We start from the raw sequence: 15,575 nt of genomic DNA, 5'->3' as shown, positions 1-15,575 counted from the left end.
TACGGCAAGCCACGTCTAACGTGTGAGATACCTTGCCGATGGGAATGAAATGCTCCTAATACACGCGCGCTGGTCTTAACTCTTTAGGGCGGTGACCACCACTTCAATCAAGGCACCGCCGCCGAGATCGGCCACACCTACTGTTGCTCGCGCCGGCAGTTGTCGGCGAAGAACTCGGTCCAGGCCGCGTCCATTTCCTTTTTCTTCGACAGATCCGTCACGAAGATCGAGGCACTTACAATGCGGGACGAGTCCGTTCCTGCTTCCTTCAAGTAGCCAGCAATCTTGCCAAGGATGTTGCGGGTCTGCTCGCCCATTGAGGCGCTGGTGTCGTCGGCGATTGTCCCGCCGACGAACACAAAACCGTTGGCCTCGATGGCGCGATGCATGATTGGCGTGCGGATGTTGCGGATGATGCTCATAATGTCTCATCTTCGTTTGCGGGATTGAAGGAAAAGAAACGGTCGATGCCCAGTTCGCTGATCCGGGTCTGGGTGCCGCCGTTGACAATCAGCTCGGCCATGACAGCGCCGGCGCCGGGGCCGAGTTGGAAGCCATGCAGCGAGAAACCGAACTGGTGGTAGAGCCCCGTGTGGCGCACGCTCGGACCCAGAACAGGCAGATCGTCGCGCGTCCTTGCCTCGATGCCGGCCCAGGCGCGAACGATCGATGCGCTCCGCATGGCTGGAAAGAGATCGAAGACGGTGCCGGCACTGACCGCAAGACTGCGCCAGTCCAGTACGGTCTCGTTTCGATCCTGGTCCGCCGCTGCCAAATGGCCGCCGCCGATCAGGACTGTGCCGTTGGCAAACTGCTTGAAGGAGAGTTTGCGTCCGCGCAGGATCACCACCGGATCGATGAAATGCGGCACGCGCGAGGTGATCATCAGCATCGGCGCCACGGTCTCCACCGGCACCGGCTCGCCAAGTGCCGCGGCAATACGGCCGGCCCACGCCCCGGCGGCGTTGACGAGCACCGGCGCCGCATAGGTGTCGGTGCCGACATCAACCCGCCACAGGCCGTCCTGCTTTCGGATATTGGTCGCCGCTACTCCTTCGCGGACGGTTGCACCCTGAGCTGCCGCCTTGCGGCGGAAGACAGTGGTGGTGCGCGCGGGTTCGGCCGCGCCGTCGCGCCGGGACACGACGCCGCCAGGGCAGGTTTCGGCAACGGCCGGCACCAGCCGTCGCAGCTCCGGCCGATCGATAAGTTCCTCGTGGGTGAAGCCGAGCGCGTTCAGCTCGGCGACGCGCGCGCGGCAAGCATCGAATTCGGCGTCGTTCTCGGCGACCAACACCTGGCCGTGGCTTTCGAATCCGCAGCTATCATCAACCAGCTCGCCGATCCCCTCCCATATGCCCATGGAACGGATCGAGAGCGGAATTTCGGCGACATGCCTTGCGAGCTGACGGACGCCGCCGGCATTCACCCCCGAGGCGTGGCGGCCAGCATAGTCCTTCTCGATCAGCACCGGCTTCATCCCGGCGAGACTCAGGTGAAGTGCAGTCGAACATCCGTGGATGCCGCCGCCGACGACGATAGCATCCACAAGCCTGGTCATCCCCGCACCACGGCGTTCACGTCGGCCTCTGTCTTCGCCACGGCCGCCAATTCCGACAGCGTGATCGGCTTTACGGGTGCACGCAGCCGATAGTAGCCGATCTCCTGCGGACTCTTGCCGCGGGCCTCGGCCATGAGTTCGGTGACCGTGAGCCCGCAGAGCCGCCCCTGACACGGGCCCATGCCGGTGCGGCGATAGGCCTTGAGCTGATTTGGACCCGTCGCGCCGATTGCGACGGCGTCGAGAATGTCGTTGGCAGTGACTTCCTCGCAGCGGCAGACGATCGTGTCGCCCGAAGGAATACGGAACTGCCGCGCGGGCCTGAACAACGTGTCGAGAAAGACGCGCCCGCGCTCGGCGCGAGCCAGATTAGTCCTGAGCGTAGCCATGGGTGCGAGCTTTGCCGCCTCCTCGGGCGCCAGAGTTTGAACTGCGGCTCTTGCTGCGATACGGCCCCGGAAGACGGCAGCTTCCATGCCAGCGATCCCGGCGCCGTCACCGGCGATGGCGATGCCCTCGACCGACGTGTTACCTTTGTCGTCGAGCACCGGCGACCAGCAGAGCTGCCCGTCATCCCAGCGATGCTCGATTCCGGCTGCCATGGCGAGATTGACGTTGGGTACCACGCCTTGATGCAGCAAAAGCAACCCGGCGGGAATCGTTTCACGTCGGTCGCCTGCCGCATAGGTGACGGTTGCAAGCTGGCCATCCCCCTCAGCAGAAAGTTCATTGACGCCGGTCACGACGCGCACTTTCGCCCGCACTTCCCTCATCATCGCTAGTCCCTTCGCGAAATAGGGTGAGGTCATGAAGGCGAAGGCATGGGGCAGCGCGGCGAGATAGTTCCGGCGCTCGGTTGTATCGAGGATGCGGTCGATGCGGCCGCCAAGGCGCAGGATCTGCGCCGCGAGCAGCCAAAGCAATGGTCCCTGCCCGGCAATAACCGTGCGCCCGTCAGGCACGAGACCTGAAGACTTCAGCATCGTCTGCGCGGCGCCGGCAGTCATCACCCCCGGGAGCGTCCAGCCCGGAATGGGATACGGCCGCTCCAGCGCGCCCGTCGCCAGGATCACGCGACCCGCCTTTATGAAGGCCGACGCGCCGCCCACGGAGACACCGACTTCGAGGTTGCGGTCAAGGCTCCAGACGGTCGCGCGATGGATGATTTCGGCACCGCTCGACTGCACCGCCTGGACGAGGTCCGCGCCCGCCCAATAGTCTGCGCCCAGTTGCTCGCGCTCCACTACTGGAGTCGATAAGATAGCGCGCCAGACCTGGCCGCCGGGACCGGGGTTCTCATCAAGCAGCAGGGTCGACAGGCCGGCCTCTGCTGCGAACACGGTGGCGGCGAGACCAGCAGGCCCGGCCCCGATCACCACGATGTCGTAGCTATCGCGCTTGGGGGTCGCTCTCATCGCCCGATCTCCCGCTTGCCTTTCTGGATTTCAATCTGCATCCCCTCGGCGACCGGCACTAGGCAGCCTTGGCGGTTGCCCACGCCATCGATCGTGACGAGGCAGTCGAAGCACACGCCCATCATGCAATAGGGTAGCCGCGGCGCGCCGCTGACCGCGGTAGCGCGGCGGGCGTCGCGGCCGGAGGCAAGCAGCGCTGCGGACACCGTGTCGCCCTCTCGCGCCTCGACTGCGGTCCCGTCGACGAAGATCTGCAGGGGTCTTCTGGTGTCCTGATCGGATCGCTTGAACATTGATGTCTCCTGGCCCCTTCGAGCCATGTCGATTTCAGTAATAGCCACTGCCGGTCGCAGCGCGGTCTTCGACGAAGCGCCGGGCCGAGAAGGCGCCGACGAGTTCCGCGTCGAGCGCATCCTCGGCGACCATCCGGGCAATCTCGAACGCGTGATTGGACGCGAGCGTTACGCCGGAATGGCAACAGGCGACGAAAGCGCCCGGCTGGCTCTCCGACTGGTCGTAGATCGGGAAACCGTCCTGCGGCATCACGCGGATACCGGACCAACTCCGCACCACGTTGAGGCGGGCGAGGTGAGGAAACATGCGCTGCGCGCGATCCGCCATGACAGCACTGACGGAATGGTTCAGCACGCGGTCGTCGAGTTGCTCTTCCTTGCTGTCCCCGATCATCACCGTCCCCTCGTCGGTCTGGCGGATCGTAGTCAGCGGATGCGGGAGGAACGGCACTGTGCGCTCGGTGACCACGATCTGACCACGGGTCGGGCCCATCGGCGCTGACAGCCCGACCATCGGCGCCAGTGTCTGGTTGGCGTTGCCGGCGGCGAGCACGACTTTCGCTGCACGGATATCGCCCTGCGGCGTCGACAGGTGGAATTCGCCGCCGGCGCGGGTTATCGCTGCAACCGGTCGCTCGGGAAGATAATCGACACCAAACAGCTTTAGGCCGGTATGGAAAGCGCGGAAGGTGCGCAGCGAATTCACGTGCCCGTCAAGCGGACAGAAACTGCCGCCGGAGACTTCGGGGCCGACGAGAGGCAGCATCTTTTTCACTTCGGACGCCGACAGCATCTCCATCCGGTAATCGGCCGCCCCCACCTGGTTATGCATGCGCGTGACGAGTTGAGCGCGCTGCTCGAATTCGTGCTCACCGAGCGTTAGGTGAAAGCCACCATTCTGCTGCAGGGCAACGTCGAGACCGGTCTGCTCCTTCAATTCAGCGGCAAGCGCTGGCCATGTCTCGGAGGCGCGGACGGTCCAGCCGGTGTAGGCCGGCATGCCGAGGCCTTTGCTCTGCACCCAGATGAGCGCGAAATTGGCCCGCGAGGCACGCTTGGCGATATCGCCCTCGTCGAGAACGGCGACCTTCTTGCCGAGCCGGCCAAGACCCCAAGAGATGGCGGAACCGAGCAGACCGCCGCCGACGACAGCGACGTCGTAATCCTTTGACATGGCTTCTCCTATCGCCCTGCGTCGCTCTTGCCGGCGAGCACGCGATCGAGTCCGTAGAAGCGGTCGAGCAGCACCAGAGCTGTCATGGTGATTGCGATGACGCTGGCGGAGACGGAGGTCACCAGCGGATCGATGTTGTCCTGGATGTAAAGGAACATGCGGACCGGCAGCGTCTCGGTGCCGGGCGTGGCAAGGAAGACGGTCATGGTCAGATCATCGAAGGACTGGATGAAGGCGAGCGCCCCAGCCGCTGACGACGCCAGGGAGGATCAAGGGCAGAGTCACGCGGCGGAACAGTGTCCAATCGTCCGCGCCGAGCGAGAGCGCCGCCATCTCGACCGAGCGGTCCATGCCGGTCGCCGCAGCCAGCGTCAGCCGGAGCGCGAACGGAAACACCACCAAGACATGGGCAATGATGAGCGCCGCGAAACTGCCGCCGATGCCGATCGACGTGAAGAAGCGGAGGAAGGCGATGCCGAGCACGACATGGGGAATCATCAGCGGTGAAAGGAATAGCGCCGCGAGCGCATCGCGGCCGAGGAAGCGGTAGCGGGCGATGGCGAGCGCCGCCGGCACCGCGAAGAGGAGCGCCACGAACGACGACAGCGCGCCGAGTCCGAGGCTCACCCAGAAGGCGTGAACAAATTCGGGATAGCTGGCGATCGCCCTGAACCAGCGCAGCGAGAAGCCGTTGGTTGGCAGCGACAGGAAGCCATCGGGCGTAAAGGCAACGAGGCAGACCACCACGATCGGCGCCAGCATGAAGACGACGAATACCGTGTGGAACACAAGAGAGATCGGGCCATTTGTCCTCATCGGAATACCTCGGCGTAGCGCCGTTCGATCAGCGCGTTGCTACCGACGACGATCAGCACGAGCGCCATGAGGAGCAGCACGGCGACTGCCGCCCCGAGCGGCCAGTTCAGCGTATTGAGAAACTCGTCATACGCCAGCGTCGCCGCGACCTTGAGCCGACGTCCGCCGATGATCGCCGGCGTGGCAAAGGCACTGGCCGACAGCGAGAACACGATAATCGCCCCCGACAACACGCCGGGCATGATCTGCGGCAGGACGATGCGGCGGATGATGGTGAGCGGGCTGGCGCCAAGCGACAACGCGGCGTTTTCGATTTGCGGATCGAGGCGCTGCAATGCGGCCCAGACCGACAACACCATGAACGGCATCATCACATGGGCAAGCGCCACGACCATGCCGGTCTCGGTGAACATGAAGGGTAGTGGCGAGCCGATCAGCCCGAGCGACATCAAGAACTTGTTGACGAGGCCGTTGTTGCCGCCGAACAGAAGCGCCCACCCGAGCGTGCGTGCGACCACTGAGATCAATAGCGGGCCGAGGATGACGAGCAGAAAGAAGCTCTTCCAACGTCCGCTCATGCGGTTGAGGATATAGGCTTCCGGCGCGCCGAACACGGCGGTGATCAGCGTCGCGAGCAGCGCGACGCGGAAGGTGCGCCAGAACATCTCGGCATAGTAGGGATCGGTTGCGATCTCGTGCCAGTTTTTCAAGATGAAAACCGGCTCAATGCCCTTGTATTGGCCCCAATCATGGAACGAGAGCATCACGGTCATCGCGAGCGGGATCACAAGGATGCCGATGAACAGCATCAGCGCGGGCGCGGTCAGCGCCCAAGGGGCGCGCGCGGCGCGTTCATCGGTCGATGGTCCTGTGGTCAAGACAGACGTGTCGGGAGCCGTGCTCATTTGGCGCCTCCGGCGGTGCGCAGGCTCATGTCTTCCGGCCGCCAGGCAAGCCGGACGGCCTCGCCCTCGGCGGGTTGCGGTTGACCGTCATTCTGGCGGATCACAATCGCAGGACCAGATTCGGTCTCGCACTGGAACAGCCAGTGATTGCCCTGGAAGATGCGGGTGATGATCTTCGCTGCGAGCCCCGTGTCGCCGAAGCCAATTCGCTCGGGGCGAATGCTGACCGTCACCGAGCCGGCGACACCAGCGGGCGCGGGCGCGCTCCAGGAGCCGGCAACCAGCCGCGCCGGAGCGGCGGTCCGGTCGATCGTCGCAGCGAAATCGTTGGTCTTGCCAAGGAACTGAGACACGAAGGCCGACACGGGCCGCTCATAGGTCTCCTGCGGCGTGCCGATCTGCTCGATGCGGCCCTGGCTCATCACCACAATACGATCGGAGAGCGACATCGCCTCGATCTGGTCGTGGGTGACGAGGATCGTGGTGGTGCCCAGGTTGCGCTGGATCTGGCGCAATTCGATCTGCATCTCCTCGCGCAGCTTGGCGTCGAGATTCGACAGCGGCTCGTCGAGGAGCAACACGCTCGGCCGGATCACCAGCGCGCGGGCGAGCGCCACGCGCTGCTGCTGGCCACCCGACATGCGTCGCGGATAACGATCCTCGAAGCCGGCGAGCCCGACCATCGCGAGGGCGGTGCGGACTCGCTCGCTGCGATCAGCCTTCGGCACGCGCCGCATCTCGAGTCCAAAAGATACGTTCTCTGCCGCGGTCATGTGCGGAAACAGCGCGTAGCTCTGAAATACGATGCCGAGGCCACGCTTGGCCGGATGGACTGCGGTGAGGTCGCGGCCCTCGAGCCGGATCGCGCCGCGCGAGGGATCCAGGAAGCCTGCGATCATCTGCAGCGTGGTGGTCTTTCCGCAGCCCGATGGACCGAGGAGGGAGATGAACTCGCCCTTGCCCACGGCAAGACTGAAGTCGTCCACAACGGTCTGCGGGCCGAACTGCTTCGCGACACGGTCGAGCTCGAGAAAGGACATGGATTCGGATCCTGGTGTGGCCGACGCCGATACGCGGTCAGTGGCGTTCTCGGCTGCTGAAGCGAAATCCCGTCGGCCCGCCTGGTTCAGCGCTCAACCTCGCGATTCCACCGCTTGGTCCATTCCTCGCGTTTCTCGTTGATAATGGTCCAGTCGGGCGTATAGAGCTTCGCCGCGCGCTCGCCGATCGGCGCCATTTTGCCGAGCTCCGGCGGAACGACCAGAGACTTCAGCACCGGGCCGTAGCCGTAGTCCTTCAACAGGACGAGCTGCAGTTTCGGGTCGAGAAGTGTCTTGACGAACGTCGCGGCGAGCGGTGAAGCGTTGGGCTTGGCGACCGGACACGCACTTGCGAGGAGCGTGGCGGCGCCTTCCTTGGGATACACGAAGTCGACAGGAAAGCCGGTGTTCGCGAAACTTTGGACCCGGCCTGTGCCCCACACGGCCAACACGGCTTGGCCTGACTGGAACAGCTCGGTCATCTTGCCTGGCGAGGGCTCGTAGGCCAGCACATTCGGATTGATGTCATTCTTGAAGATCTTGAACCCCGCGTCGACGTTGGCTTCGCTGCCGCCGTTCATCCTGGCGAGCATCAGGAGAGCTTCCAGGCCATAGGTGTTGTTGATCGGCGGAATGACCAGTTGCTTCTGGTATTTCGGATCTTTGAGGTCGTTCCAGGAGGTAGGCGGCGCCCAGCCCTTCTCGGCGAAGATCTTGGTGTTGTACATCAAACCGGTCGCGACCAGCCCAATGGCAACCGCTTGGTCATCCTTGAAGCGGGCGGCATCATAGAGATCGGCGGGTAGGCCTTCGATCTTGCTGCAGAAGCCAAGCTGAATCGCCTGATACATCGGACCGTCATCGACGATGGCCACGTCGATCTGTTGGTTGCCCTTCTGGGCCTGCAATTTGGCAAGCGTATCCGTCGAGTTGCCGGCAACGTATTCGACCTTCACGCCGTGGGCCTGCTCAAAGGCAGGGACCACGGCGTCCCGGATCGTTTTTTCGAAGGAGCCGCCGTATCCGGCGACATACAGCGTCTTCTGCTGCGCCGAAACCGAAGACGGGACCGAGGCCAGGGCCGCGATGCTGACCGCTGTCAAAAGGCCGAGATGCTTCATGTGGACGAGCTCCGAATTGCGTGGTTGCGACGTGACGTACCGACGACCTGACATCTGGCTCGCATTCTGACTGGCATCCTCCCCGAGACGGATGTGCCCGTTCGTCGGGATCGACGGACCGCCTCGCCTCGGATTGCCCGACCCTGCTCAAAAAATGAGCCGTCTCGAGTCTTGCTGAAAAAGATCGCAATCCCCGCTTTCGCCGTCCAATTAATAATGGCACCATCTTCATACTGGAATGTTATGAATGGAGCGGGGGATGGCGCGCATCAACTCGCGGCAGGTCGAGGCCTTCCGAGCGACAATGCTGACGGGCAGCGTCACGGACGCGGCGGCGCTCATGGCTGTGACGCAGCCGGCGGTGAGCCGCCTCTTGCGCGACTTCCAGGCGCTACTCAAAATGAAGCTGTTCGAAAAGCGTGGCATCGGACTTGTGCCAACGGCAGCCGCCACGGCACTCTACATGGAAGTCGAGCGTTCCTTCGTTGGTCTCGAACGGATCACTGCAGCAGCCGAAGAAATCCGCAGCCGCCGAACCGGCACGCTTCGGATCGCCGCCTTGCCGGCGTTGTCCAACGGCTACCTGCCAAGACTCGCCGGGCGGTTTCTGAGGGAGCGGCCGAACCTCAACTTGGCGTTCTTTGGCGTGATCTCACCGATTGTGGTCGACTGGGTATTGAACAACCAATGCGACATCGGCTTCGCAGAGGTACCTATCGCCCATGTGGGCCTGTCGATCGTGCGGTTGCCAGCGCCCCCTCGCGTTGCAGTTCTGCCCGAAGGACACCGACTCGCGGCCAAGGCGATGCTGGAGCCGCGCGATTTCGAGGGCGAGACCTTCGTGTCGCTGACGACCGGGTCGACAGGCCGGCATCTGATCGACCAGGCCTTCAATCGCGACGATGTCCGCCGTGTCCTTCGGGTCGAAACCAGCCTGTCTGAGATCATGTGCGGGTTGGTGTCATCCGGAGTTGGCGTGGCGATCTGCGATCCATTCACGGCGCGAGAATTCGAAAGCCGCGGCGTCATCGCGCGCCGCTTCACGCCGCGGATCGATTTCGAGTTCGCTGCTGTTTTTCCGCCGCAGCGCAGCCCCTCGCCAGTCGCGTTGGATCTGGTGGAGGCCATGCGGCAGGCGCTCGACGACATTGACGGGCCCATGTCCGGCCTCAGCCCTGTTCATCCATGACGCGAAGCTTTTCGACTCGCCGACGGAAATCCTCGTCCGTTGAGAATTCGGCCGACAGGTACGACGCCTTCGTTCAACCACGCATGTCGGCCGGCAGCTCGATCCCGTGGAATTTCTTGTAGATACGTCGAGTTTGCCGTTCTTGACGTTCAGCCAAAATCAGCATGGCAGCCACGTCGGCATTTACGTGATCCGAACCCAGGCGCCATTGCTTGCGGATGAGTTCACCGCAGCTTCGATGAACTTCACGCCGGCGAGGCCATCCGCGACAGTCGGGAAAATCACCGCCGGATCGGGTGGTTTGCCGGCCTGTGCTGCGCGGATAGCGCGCGCTGCCTCAGTATAGATTGTTGCGAATCCCTCAAGGTAACCCTCGGGATGCCCCGATGGCACGCGGGTGAGACGGCCCGCCTCGACCAAGGCGCCGGCACCGCCGCGGGTCAGGAGTTGCTTGGGCTGCCCATAGCGGGTGAACCAGAGATGGTTCGGATTTTCCTGTACCCATTCGAGTCCGCCCTTGGTCCCATAGACGCGCAGCGTCAGGCCGTTCTCATTGCCGACCGCGACCTGGCTTGCCCAAAGCATACCTCTGGCACCTCCCTTCCACTTGAGGAGGATCTGGACGTCGTCATCGAGACGCCGGCCGTCGACGAAGGTCGAGAGCTGAGCGAGCAGTTCGTCGAGCTCAAGTCCAGTGACGAAGCAGGCGAGATTGTAGGCGTGGGTGCCGATGTCGCCGATGCACCCGCCAGCCCCGGATCGGGTCGGGTCCGTGCGCCACGCGGCCTGCTTATGGCCGCTTGCCTCTAATCGCTCCGTCAGCCAATCCTGCAGATATTCTGCCTGGACGAGCCGGATCTCGCCGAGATCGCCGTTCGCAACCATGGCGCGGGCCTGTCGGACCATTGGATAGCCCGTGTAGTTGTGGGTCACGACGAAGACCTTGCCCGTCTTCCTGACCAGCGCCACCAGTTCCTCGGCCTCGGCGACGGTCGTCGTCAGCGGTTTGTCGCAGATGACGTGGATGCCGGCTTCAAGGAAGGCCCTGGCAACCGGGCTGTGCATGTGGTTGGGGGTCACGATCGAGACCACCTCGATGCCGTCCGGGCGCGCGGCTTCCGCCTTCGCCATCTCTTCGAAAGAGCCATAGGCGCGGTCGTTGGCGATACCGAGCTCCTTCGCCGAGGCCTTGGCTCGGACCGGATCCGACGCCAACGCGCCGGCTGTCAACTCGAACCGGTCGTCGATACGCGCGGCAATGCGGTGGACGGCGCCAATGAAAGATGCCTGGCCGCCGCCAACCATGCCTAGCCGAATACGACCATGGCTGCCAGTTTCGCTGTTTACCTCAATCGCCATTCTTCTTCCTCGCTCAGGAGATGCCGAGCATCTTGCGGTTCATCTGGTCGTCGGCGCCGGAGCCTGCGAAATCGTCGAAGGCCTTCTCCGTGACCCGAATGATATGTCTTTTGATAAATTCGGCGCCCTCGCGCGCGCCTTGCTCAGGATGCTTCAGCGCGCATTCCCATTCCATCACCGCCCAGCCGCCGTAATCGTACTGCGTGAGCTTCGAGAAGATCGCGCCGAAATCTACTTGGCCATCGCCCAGTGAGCGGAAGCGGCCAGCTCGATCGACCCAACTCTGGAACCCGCCATAGACACCCTGGCGGCCCGTCGGGTTGAACTCCGCGTCCTTGACGTGGAAGGCCTTGATGCGTTGGTGATAGATATCGATGTAGTCGAGATAGTTGAGCTGCTGTAGCAGGAAGTGCGACGGGTCGTAGAGCAGGTTCGCGCGCGTGTGGCCATTCACCCGCTCGAGAAACATCTCATAGGAGACGCCGTCGTGCAGGTCCTCGCCTGGATGGATCTCATAAGCGACATCAATGCCGTGCTCCTCCGCATAATCAAGGATCGGCCGCCAGCGCCTGGCGAGCTCGTCAAAGGCGGCCTCGACGAGGCCGGCCGGACGCTGCGGCCAGGGATAGACATAGGGCCAGGCCAATGCGCCGGAGAAGGTCGCGTGCGCCGTGAGCCCGAGGCGCCCTGAGGCGCGGATTGCGCGCTTGACCTGGGCAACGGCCCACTCGGTGCGCGCCTTGGGATTGCCGCGCACCTCCGGCACGGCGAAGCCGTCGAATGCTGCGTCATAGGCCGGATGAACGGCGACGAGCTGGCCCTGCAGATGCGTCGAGAGTTCGGTGATGGAAAGGCCGTGACCGGCTGCGATCCCCTTCACCTCATCGGCATAGTCCTGGGACTCTGAGGCCTTGTTGAGGTCGAAGAGTCGTCCATCCCAGCTCGGGATCTGAATTCCCTCGTAGCCGAGCGAGGCGGCCCATCCGCAGATAGATTCGAAGGAGTTGAACGGCGCCGCGTCGGCAGTGAACTGAGCGAGGAATATCGCCGGTCCCTTGATTATCTTCATCAAGTGCTTCCTTCTCCTCTGGACGCCGCAGCAGCGCGTGCCCGCTGAGCCCGATATCCCACCGTAGCTCGTGATCGGCGATGGTTACAGGTCCTTCTCGGCGAGCTTGCGAAACTCGTCGGGCACGGAACGAGAAATACCCAGCGCCGTCGAACCGTATCCGATAGCATCCCGTCCGAAGCGATCGCGGATCTTGTCAACGGCGCAGTCAGCCGCCCAACGTGCCATGCCCATTTTGGTGCCGGGGCGGCGCGCTTCATTTCGAAGTCCAAACGGGAGTTCCAGCTCCAGATCCCAGTGCGCCTCAAGATGCGAAACGGAGATCGCCACCAGAGAGATGGTCTTCTCGTCCGGATGATCTGCAAGGATTGCGCGCACCAGTTCCTCTGCAAGCTCCGCGAGGATCATGGTCGCGGAAATTGGTGCATCGAGCGTTACCGAGCGCGTGACCGAGCTCAGGTCGGCGAAGCGAACGCGGACCGTCACAGTTCGACCAGGCATGGACTTCGCCCGGAGCCGCGTTGCAATGCGGTCCGCAAGGTGAAGCAGGGTAGATCGAATAATTCGCATTTCGGCCGGCCTCCTGCCAATAGCCGATTGCGCTCCTGCCGATCGGGCCCGGCGGTGAGGCTTGAGTTGCCGCGGATCGCGATTCCACGCCAGCGCTGCGAGTTTCTGCCCTGCCGCGGGACCGAGCAGGTGCTCGAGCGACGATCCCGGCGTGTTTGCCAGCTGCCCGATCGTCAGCACGCCGATCTTGGCAAGCCGCGCCTTCGTGACCGGACCCACGCCCCACATCAGGTCGACGGTCAGTTCGTGAAGGAATTCCAGTTCAGCGTCGGGATCGACAACCACGAGCCCGTCGGGCTTGGCTACTTGCGAGGCAATTTTCGCCAGATGCTTGGTCCGCGCGACGCCCACTGAGATCGGAAGCCCCAGCTCGGTGCGCACGCGCCGACGGATTGCCGTAGCTATGTCGGCAGGCGTACCAAAGAGATGGGTGCAGCCTGCGACGTCGGCAAAGGCCTCGTCGATGGAAATCCGCTCAACGAGGGGTGTGAAATCGCCGATCACCTTGATGGCGGCATCACCCAGCCGTTGGTAGTCCTTGAAATGCCCGCCGACAAAAATGAGTTGCGGACACAGCTCGCGCGCCTGCCGTCCTGGCATGCCGCCGCGGATCCCGAACGCCTTGGCTTCGTAAGAAGCGGCAAGCACAACCCCGCCACCGACGGCTATCGGTTTACCGCGTAACGAAGGGTCGAGGAGCTGCTCAACCGAGGCATAGAAAGCATCCAGGTCTGCATGAAGGATGGTGGATGTGGTTGCCACCCGGCCGTTCACCTGTGACACTTGACCGAAATTTGGTGCCGTCTTTTGGATGGCACACTTGACGTAAGAACAAAATAAGAACATTCTTTTGGTTGGTCAACGGAAGTTAAGCAATGTCCGTTCATCAAAGTGGTGATCCGCTGGATGCAGCGCCTTGACGGCTAGCGGGGATGAAGTAGAGATCGCAGTCCGCGGTGAAGAATTTTTTGGCTTGGTTGATCCTGCTGCTGAGACACCCGGAGTTCGCGTGGCTTCTTTGGCAACATAACGGACCTCCGTATAGATAAGATGCCAGGTCCGATTGAAAAACTTGAACTCTCGCTCCAGTCCATCAGCACCATGGTTCGTTTGAGCCCCTCATCCGGCGCTACGCGCCACCTTCTCCCACAAGGGCAGAAGGAATAAGATATGCCCGCTGAGCGTTCGCCCCAAACGCCTTGTCGCGCACGTGCGGACCAAGCTTCATCAGGCACTCCTCGAGCGCGCCCTTGGTCGCGCCATAGCTTCCCGCGAGCAAACACACCGGCCAGTCGGAGCCGAAGATCAGGCGATCCTCGCCAAAGCATTTGGCGGCGTGCGCGACAAACGGAAGCAGACGTTCCGCATCCCAGTCGTCCCACCTTGCCTCGGTGGCGAGACCCGAGATCTTGCACCAGACATTGCCGCAAGCGGCGAGTGCGACGAGAAGATCGGCCCATTCACGGCTGAATCCCTCCGCGATCGGCGGCTTGGCGGCGTGACCGAGGACAAAGCGCCCTTGCGGAAACGCCTGCGCAGTTGCGATCGCGGCCGGCATTTCACGCGTGCGCACCAGGAGATCATAGGCGAGATCGCGCGCGAACACGGCGGTCAGACCGCGCTGCACGTCCTCGCGCAGCAGCCAATCGGGATCGGACTCGTCGTGCACCTGGTGACGAATGCCGACCAGCCTGTCGCCTCCGAGCGAACCACGGAGCCGCTCGAGCGTCTCGTCGACCGCCCCGTCCGTCAGGTCGGCCCAGCCGACCACACCGACGACGAAGGGCGTCGCAGCGGCGACGCGCAAGAATTCCTCGGTCTCCTCGATCGAGGAGCGGCATTGCACCAAAATGCTTACATCGACCCCGTTGGCGAGAAGCAGCGGCGCGAGATCGCTCGGGCCGAAGGCGCGGTGGATCCGCGCGAGTTCGGGCGCCTCCATCCAGGGATAATCGGCGCGCGCGGGATCCCAGAAATGCTGATGACCGTCGATCACCATGGGTCAAGCTCCACCCGGCAGCGGTGCGGACGCATCGACTAACTTGCGCTCGCGCAGCTCCTGCCAGAAGGAGGACGGCACCAGCCGCTCGGACATCGCGATGTTGTCCGAAACCTCCGCAGCGCTACGCGCACCTTGTAGCGCGACCGTTACCGCCGGATGGGCCATACAGAACTGCACTGCGGCGGCCTTGAGCTCTGTGCCATGCTTGCGGCACAGCGCCTCCAGCGCCAGCGCGCGGGCGACGAGCGCCGCATCGGCGTCTTCGTAATTGAACTTCGCGCCGGCGCGCGGGTTGGCGAGGATGCCGCTGTTGTAGATACCCCCGAGAATGACGCCGATGCTCTTCGCACGGCAGATCGGAAACAACGTCGTCAGCGCGCCCTGGTCGAGCAGCGTGTAGCGGCCCGCCAGCAGGAAGCAATCGACCGGCGCCGCTTCGGCGAAGCGGGCGAGCATCTCGGATTGATTCATACCGGCGCCGATCGCCTTGACCGTACCATCGTCGCGCAAGCGCTGGAGCGCGCGGAAGGCACCGGCGACTGCATCCTCATAGTGGTCATCCGGATCATGGACGAGCAGTACATCGACGCGATCGAGCCCGAGACGGTCGAGGCTGTGCTCCACCGAACGCATCACGCCGTCGTAGCTGAAGTCGAATTCCGGCCGCTCGGCCGGCGTGCCCTTGTAGTGATCGTCTTCCGCAGCCGCACTGGCCGGGCGCAGCAAACGGCCGACCTTGGTGGAGATCGCAAATGAATCCCGCTTTTGCTGACGCAGAAAACCACCCAAGCGACGTTCGGCCAATCCAAAGCCGTAAAGCGGCGCGGTATCGAAGAAGCGGACGCCGAGCGACCAGGCGCGTTCGATCGTCGCCTCTGCATCCGCATCGCTAACCGGCGCAAACAATCCACCGAGAGGAGCGGTTCCGAGACCAATCGCCGTGACGTCGAGCCTATCCGCAAGCCGTGTACGCTTCATTCCAAGCTCCGGGGTCGACCCAGCACTCCCTCTCCCGCAACCGGGAGAGGGAGTGTAGCGCAGGAACGTTGGGGCTGAGAACG

At 63.2% G+C, this 15,575-nt stretch carries 13 protein-coding genes and 3 pseudogenes; 1 reads left to right on the top strand and 15 read right to left on the bottom strand.

Annotation, left to right across the window (positions count from 1 at the left end):
- Positions 1-75: 75 nt before the first annotated feature.
- From V1278_RS13565 to V1278_RS13525, 9 genes and pseudogenes are all read right to left on the bottom strand, one after another.
- Positions 76-422 (bottom strand): annotated as a pseudogene (locus V1278_RS13565) (RidA family protein).
- A complete protein-coding gene (locus V1278_RS13560; protein ID WP_334364157.1) occupies positions 419-1,561 on the bottom strand; it encodes an NAD(P)/FAD-dependent oxidoreductase in 1,143 nt (380 codons plus the stop codon). Before V1278_RS13560 ends, V1278_RS13565 begins: the two are co-directional and overlap by 4 nt.
- Complete coding sequence (locus tag V1278_RS13555) at positions 1,558-2,976, bottom strand: FAD-dependent oxidoreductase (protein WP_334381075.1); 1,419 nt, start codon at positions 2,974-2,976, stop codon at positions 1,558-1,560. The genes V1278_RS13560 and V1278_RS13555 overlap by 4 nt, the downstream gene beginning before the upstream one ends.
- The gene (locus V1278_RS13550; RefSeq protein WP_065749465.1) at positions 2,973-3,269 is read right to left on the bottom strand and encodes a (2Fe-2S)-binding protein; all 297 of its coding nucleotides are present in this window, start codon (positions 3,267-3,269) and stop codon (positions 2,973-2,975) included. The genes V1278_RS13555 and V1278_RS13550 overlap by 4 nt, the downstream gene beginning before the upstream one ends.
- A gap of 34 nt (positions 3,270-3,303) precedes the next feature.
- On the bottom strand, positions 3,304-4,443 hold the full coding sequence (locus tag V1278_RS13545) for an NAD(P)/FAD-dependent oxidoreductase (RefSeq protein ID WP_334381074.1): 1,140 nt from the start codon (positions 4,441-4,443) through the stop codon (positions 3,304-3,306).
- An 8-nt stretch (positions 4,444-4,451) separates the two neighbouring features.
- Positions 4,452-5,259 (bottom strand): annotated as a pseudogene (locus V1278_RS13540) (ABC transporter permease).
- Positions 5,256-6,164, bottom strand: a complete 909-nt coding sequence (locus tag V1278_RS13535) for an ABC transporter permease (RefSeq protein WP_334381073.1) — start codon at positions 6,162-6,164, stop codon at positions 5,256-5,258. The pseudogene V1278_RS13540 and the gene V1278_RS13535 overlap by 4 nt, the downstream one beginning before the upstream one ends.
- On the bottom strand, positions 6,161-7,204 hold the full coding sequence (locus tag V1278_RS13530) for an ABC transporter ATP-binding protein (protein WP_334381072.1): 1,044 nt from the start codon (positions 7,202-7,204) through the stop codon (positions 6,161-6,163). The genes V1278_RS13535 and V1278_RS13530 overlap by 4 nt, the downstream gene beginning before the upstream one ends.
- A gap of 86 nt (positions 7,205-7,290) precedes the next feature.
- Entirely contained in the window at positions 7,291-8,325 is a 1,035-nt protein-coding gene (locus V1278_RS13525; RefSeq protein WP_334381071.1) for an ABC transporter substrate-binding protein, read from the bottom strand.
- Between the two features lie 259 nt (positions 8,326-8,584).
- Here V1278_RS13525 and V1278_RS13520 point away from each other — a divergent pair, with 259 nt between their 5' ends.
- A complete protein-coding gene (locus V1278_RS13520) occupies positions 8,585-9,514 on the top strand; it encodes a LysR substrate-binding domain-containing protein (protein ID WP_334381070.1) in 930 nt (309 codons plus the stop codon).
- Here V1278_RS13520 and V1278_RS13515 read toward each other — a convergent pair.
- From V1278_RS13515 to V1278_RS13490, 6 genes and pseudogenes are all read right to left on the bottom strand, one after another.
- Positions 9,495-9,581, bottom strand: a pseudogene (locus tag V1278_RS13515) (ribose-5-phosphate isomerase); the annotation flags it as partial. The gene V1278_RS13520 and the pseudogene V1278_RS13515 sit on opposite strands and share 20 nt — an antisense overlap.
- Before the next feature lie 116 nt (positions 9,582-9,697).
- The gene (locus V1278_RS13510; protein ID WP_334381069.1) at positions 9,698-10,873 is read right to left on the bottom strand and encodes a Gfo/Idh/MocA family protein; all 1,176 of its coding nucleotides are present in this window, start codon (positions 10,871-10,873) and stop codon (positions 9,698-9,700) included.
- 13 nt (positions 10,874-10,886) lie between these two features.
- The gene (locus V1278_RS13505; RefSeq protein ID WP_334381068.1) at positions 10,887-11,942 is read right to left on the bottom strand and encodes a sugar phosphate isomerase/epimerase family protein; all 1,056 of its coding nucleotides are present in this window, start codon (positions 11,940-11,942) and stop codon (positions 10,887-10,889) included.
- Positions 11,943-12,026: 84 nt separating this feature from the next.
- Positions 12,027-13,274, bottom strand: a complete 1,248-nt coding sequence (gene dinB, locus V1278_RS13500) for a DNA polymerase IV (protein WP_334381067.1) — start codon at positions 13,272-13,274, stop codon at positions 12,027-12,029.
- A gap of 367 nt (positions 13,275-13,641) precedes the next feature.
- Positions 13,642-14,511 (bottom strand): amidohydrolase family protein, encoded by an 870-nt coding sequence (locus V1278_RS13495; RefSeq protein WP_334381066.1) that lies wholly within the window; start codon positions 14,509-14,511, stop codon positions 13,642-13,644.
- Between the two features lie 3 nt (positions 14,512-14,514).
- A complete protein-coding gene (locus tag V1278_RS13490) occupies positions 14,515-15,492 on the bottom strand; it encodes an aldo/keto reductase (protein ID WP_334381065.1) in 978 nt (325 codons plus the stop codon).
- Positions 15,493-15,575 lie beyond the last annotated feature (83 nt).

Source organism: Bradyrhizobium sp. AZCC 1577 (assembly GCF_036924575.1).
Classification (GTDB): domain Bacteria; phylum Pseudomonadota; class Alphaproteobacteria; order Rhizobiales; family Xanthobacteraceae; genus Bradyrhizobium.
The sequence above is the reverse complement of the archived record's forward strand: the minus strand, read 5'-3'. Positions and strand labels throughout refer to the sequence as shown.